The sequence below is a fragment of the Methanocalculus sp. genome (genome assembly GCF_030651615.1).
GTDB lineage: Archaea > Halobacteriota > Methanomicrobia > Methanomicrobiales > Methanocorpusculaceae > Methanocalculus.
On record NZ_JAUSCG010000090.1, the window covers coordinates 1 to 4,542 of the forward strand.

5 protein-coding genes are annotated in these 4,542 nt (G+C 51.2%); 2 read left to right on the plus strand and 3 right to left on the minus strand.

Annotated elements, in window-relative coordinates; translation table 11 throughout:
* Positions 1-1,724: ATPase, T2SS/T4P/T4SS family (locus Q7V06_RS10405; protein WP_370650805.1), on the minus strand; the 1,724-nt coding region annotated here is incomplete at its 3' end.
* A 124-nt stretch (positions 1,725-1,848) separates the two neighbouring features.
* Here Q7V06_RS10405 and Q7V06_RS03835 point away from each other — a divergent pair.
* Together Q7V06_RS03835 and Q7V06_RS03840 are read left to right on the plus strand one after the other, a co-directional pair.
* Positions 1,849-2,679 carry an ATPase domain-containing protein gene (locus tag Q7V06_RS03835; protein ID WP_304838352.1) on the plus strand — a complete coding sequence of 277 codons (831 nt, stop codon included), beginning with the start codon at positions 1,849-1,851 and terminating at the stop codon, positions 2,677-2,679.
* Positions 2,680-3,636 (plus strand): KaiC domain-containing protein, encoded by a 957-nt coding sequence (locus Q7V06_RS03840; RefSeq protein ID WP_370650806.1) that lies wholly within the window; start codon positions 2,680-2,682, stop codon positions 3,634-3,636. It begins immediately after the preceding gene.
* Here Q7V06_RS03840 and Q7V06_RS03845 read toward each other — a convergent pair.
* Both Q7V06_RS03845 and Q7V06_RS10410 read right to left on the minus strand, forming a co-directional pair.
* Entirely contained in the window at positions 3,633-4,424 is a 792-nt protein-coding gene (locus tag Q7V06_RS03845; RefSeq protein ID WP_304838355.1) for a 4Fe-4S binding protein, read from the minus strand. The genes Q7V06_RS03840 and Q7V06_RS03845 overlap by 4 nt on opposite strands.
* Positions 4,425-4,427: 3 nt before the next feature.
* Positions 4,428-4,520 carry a hypothetical protein gene (locus Q7V06_RS10410; protein WP_370650807.1) on the minus strand — a complete coding sequence of 31 codons (93 nt, stop codon included), beginning with the start codon at positions 4,518-4,520 and terminating at the stop codon, positions 4,428-4,430.
* Positions 4,521-4,542 lie beyond the last annotated feature (22 nt).

Genomic DNA, 4,542 nt, shown 5'->3' on the forward strand with positions numbered 1-4,542 from the left:
CTTGCGATCCAGTTCTCCCGATATAACATGATCTCACGGGTATCTTCAATTGAGACGACCTTTGCAAGCGGCGGAATGAAGAGTGACATCGCATTTAAAGACGAAGTCTTCCCGGACGCCGTCCCACCGATGTACAGGAGACTCTTGTTGTTCTCGATTGCGAGCCAGAAATAGACGAGCTGATCAACACTGAAGGTGCCCTTCTCCATCAGTTCGATCGGGGTGAACGGTTCAGGCCGGAATTTACGAATAGTAAACGATGAACCTCTGGTCGTCACCTCGGTACCGAGGGTCAGCTGGAGACGGGAGCCTTCCGGGAGTGTGGCATCAAGTATCGGGCTTCCTATTGAGATGTGTTTTCCGGATCGTTGTGCAAGTGAGATCGCAAGCGAGTTCAGCTGCTGTTCAGGAAACTGGATATTTGTCCTGATGTTTCTGTGTTTTCGATGATAGAGGAAAAGCGGGATATCATGTCCGTCACAGGAGATATCCTCAATATCAAGATCTTTCATCAGGGGATCAATTCTTGACCAGCCGAGGAAGTTGCGTTTGAGATAATAGCGCAGTTTATACATCGTCTCCGGTTCAAGTTTCAACCCATACTGGCTGAGGAGATCTTCGGTCTTTCTGAAGAGAAGCAGCTGTGGCCTTTCACGAATCTCAGTGTCGGTAAGGATAAGAATGTCACGGAGATCCTCATATACCCGCTCCAGCAGTTCGTACTCGAACTGTGTCAGAACCGGTTCAGAGAGATGGTACTCCTTCAGCCTGGTTTTTTTGTTGTAGGTGATTGTAACAAGTGAGAGACCTTTTTCGATCCAGTATGAATCAACCTCCTCTTCATTTTCCAGAAGAACAGCATGTACAAGGGAACCATTGGTATCAAAAACATATTCAGGAACCTTCAGAGGGGCTTCCTTCTTTCGAAAAACAGAAAGGAGGGAGCGGCGTTCAGGGAGATCTTTCTTCGTCGGCGAAGCAGACACCGGATCCTGTCTCGTAAACGGAATCCGTTCCTCAGGAGGATATGTGGGCACCTGATCGGCAGATTCTGAGGATTTTGCCATCATCCCGGGAGGAGGCAGATCATCCACAGGACCTGCCTCATCAGTATCGGGGGAGGACGGAGATCCTTCAACGTGGGTATCATCCGGAGTTTCGGGCAGTGGAAGCGATTCGTCCGTAAGGGGATCAAGAGAAGGTGTTTCCACCATCACGGGAGGAGGCAGATCATCCACAGGACCAGCCTCATCAGTATCGGGGGAGGAGAGAGATCCTTTAACGTGGGTATCATCCGGAGTTTCGGGTAGTGGAAGCGATTCGTCAGTATGAGGATCAGGAGAGGGTGTTTCCACCATCCCGGGAGGAGGCAGATCATCCACAGGACCTGCCTCATCAGTATCGGGGGAGGAGGAGGGTATTTCTCCCGAGATATCAGGTCGGGGCGAGTCCCAGAATCCGGGAGGCACCCTGCGGTCCACGTCAGTTGCAGCGGTATTCGTCTGCTCCGGGGTAGCACTCTCCTGAGAGGGGGACTGAACCTGTGTTGTAGGGGGTGATTCATCCCAGGGATTTGTTGTAGGTTGTATGCTCTCTGCTTCAGATCTCTTCAGAAATGAAAGAAAACCAAATGAACGCTTTTTTTTCTCCTTCTTTGAACCATAGTGGTCACTATCCGGTGCAGGGAGGACACGCTCATCATTCTTCTTCTCTTCTTCATCCACGAGAGATATCTCCTCATCACGGGATCTCACCCGTTATTACAGGTATCCTCACCCGCAAAAGAGATATACCTTATCCAAAAGGAGGAAACCTAAATAACCTGATCGTCATAAGAGAGAGATGATTATGTCTGATCAGACAACAAGCAGGATGCCTACCGGGATCACATCACTTGACCCGGTCTTGAATGGAGGAGTGGTGCCGGGATCCCTCATCCTCCTCCTCTCAGATATCGGAGCCGGGAGTGCCGAGTTTGCATACACCTCTCTCATCACCCATGCCAGGATGAAAAAACAGAGTGGAGAGGGTCTGTTACTTCCTGAAGAGATCCGCTATATCAGTATTACCCGCACGAAGGAGGATATCATCGGGGAGATCAACCGATCATTTAAGAAGGACCTGACCGAAGGAATAGCTGAACGGGTCATATTCAGGGATCTCTCAGCAGGATACTTTGAACGGAGTGTCGTCCCTGCAAACTGGTATGATAATCAGGGAGGTGTCGTTGCCCGGATGCAGAGAAAGAAGGCTGAACATGACAGCATACTTGCCGATCTGATCGCAACACTGGATGAGGGCAGACCAAAGAGCCTGATCATCCTCGACTCCCTCACCGACATTGCCGGTCTCTATAACGATCCCGGACGGTGGAACAATCTCGTCGCATTCCTCAGAGGCCTTCAGCGGGTTGCGAAGACCTGGAACACCACAATATTTCTCCATCTCACACGGGGAATCCTGGATTCGTACCGTGAACTTGAGATCTGTGACTGTGCCGATGCAGTCATCCTCTTCAAATGGGAGGAGGGGTCAGGCCAGCGTCGGCAGAGGATCATGTATTTCATGAAGTTCCGGGGGGTCATGCCATATCTCGAAGAACGTGACCTCGTCAAGTTTGCAGTCAGGATCGGTGCATCAAGCGGGTTTGATGTGGAGAATATAAGGATGGTAATCTAGATGGATGACAACTTCTCTGCAGTGAATGGAGATGGGAAGAGACAAAACGGGTCGGATCTGAAACCCGAAGGTTTTGGAGCAACAGAGCGGCAGATCCAAAGAATAGACTCAGGAGAACCGGAAAAGCCAGAGATAGTATACGAAGATGCTGAGCCATCCCAGAGAGAAGCAGAGACAGAAGAAAGCAGTCCTGATATGGATTTTTATTTTGAGACTTCGGATCAGAAACCTAAGAAGACGCAGAAGGCCGCAGATTGGAGGGGCGATCAACGCATTAAGCTTGGGATCGACGGGCTTGATGAGATGCTTGGCGGGGGCCTCATTAAAAACTCAGTCACCGGCATCATCGGGACATACGGTACCGGCAAGACAACATTTGCGATCAATTTCATATTTGAAGGGCTGAAGAAGGGTGAAACCTGCATATTCATCAGCCTGGACGAGCGAGCAGAGATGCTCAAAGAGAGTATCAAACGACGTGGATATGATCTTGATGCCTATATGGACACGACCTTCTTTTTAATCAAACTTGATCCGACAGACTTCACACTAGCAATCAACAGCATCAAAAATGATATCCCGGCTCTCATCAGGGAGACGAAGGCATCCCGGATCGTCATCGACCCGATATCACTCTTTGAAGGCCTCCTCCCTGATGAAGCCAGCCGGAGACTTGAGATGTTCCGGTTCGTTGAGATGATGCGTGATGAAGACTGCACACTCCTGATGACAAGTGAGACCGACACCCAGATCCCGTATGCAAGTAAGTACGGTCTGGTCGAGTATCTTGTCGACTGTGTCATTCTGCTCAGATATGTCCGTGCAAGCGACCTCTCAGGCACCCACCTCGCAGTCGAGGTGGTAAAGATGCGAAGATCCCAGCACTCCCGCGAGATCAAGCCATATGAGATCCAGCCTGATGATGTGATCGTCTATTCAGAGGCGAGTGTCTTCTAAAGGCTGCCATGGGATCTGATATGCTCCCATGCCTTCTTCAGGGGGGTCTCCCCTTCATCTTCCCGGTACACCCTGACATCTTCCCGCCCATAGAATGCACGATCTGAACCGATCGGGCATACCTTGATGCAGAGACCGCAGGGTGAGATCTGTCGTTTGTTTAAAGCGGCGCTGTACTTTGCGCACGCGATCGTATCGGTCTTCCCTTCCGGATACCCAAGAGAGCTGACAGCCCGGACAGGACAGCGGTCTACACACTCCATACAGTGTGTGCAGAGATCGGTGGCCTGCAGTGGATCGGCCTCGATCTCACATGTTGTGAAGACCGATCCGAACCTTACCCGTGGACCATACTCAGGCGTCAGAAGCATGTTATTCAAACCAAATGTCCCAAGACCAGCAAGGTATGCAGCATGGCGATGTGAGAAGAATGATGCGGGATTCTTCAGAAGCGCCCCGATACCGCCATACCCGTCCCGCGGGATCGAGACCGACGGATAGCCTGCCTGGTTCAGACGCTCTGCAATCCGGTAGGTGTACTGGTCAAGGAGGGTATTGATCGTCCGGTACATCTCGTGGTACTGGATCGAGGGTGAGGATTCAAGCGATGGGAGATGCACAGGAAGGCCGATCGTGACCACAGAACGAGCTCCGGGGAAGAGAGAGTCGGGATGATATGCATCCGGAATCCATGGCTGAAAGAGCGGGCTCTTCCACCGACTCACATCTGCAACTCCCATGAGCGGGATCTCATGATCGTCACACCAGGCACGAAGGATCGCTTTCATAGATCAGACGGTTATCCCTGCGATCGCAAGCAGGATAAGGATGACGGCACCGGGGATACCGCCGAAGGCACAGATGAGGATCGCAGCCCATGTCACCGGAATATCAGGAGTGTCAACA

Coding starts and splice junctions, on each gene's coding strand:
- Q7V06_RS03840 (WP_370650806.1), top strand. CDS start 2,680: ATGGATGACAACTTCTCTGCAGTGAATGGAGATGGGAAGAGACAAAAC.
- Q7V06_RS03835 (WP_304838352.1), top strand. CDS start 1,849: ATGTCTGATCAGACAACAAGCAGGATGCCTACCGGGATCACATCACTT.
- Q7V06_RS03845 (WP_304838355.1), bottom strand. CDS start 4,424: ATGAAAGCGATCCTTCGTGCCTGGTGTGACGATCATGAGATCCCGCTC.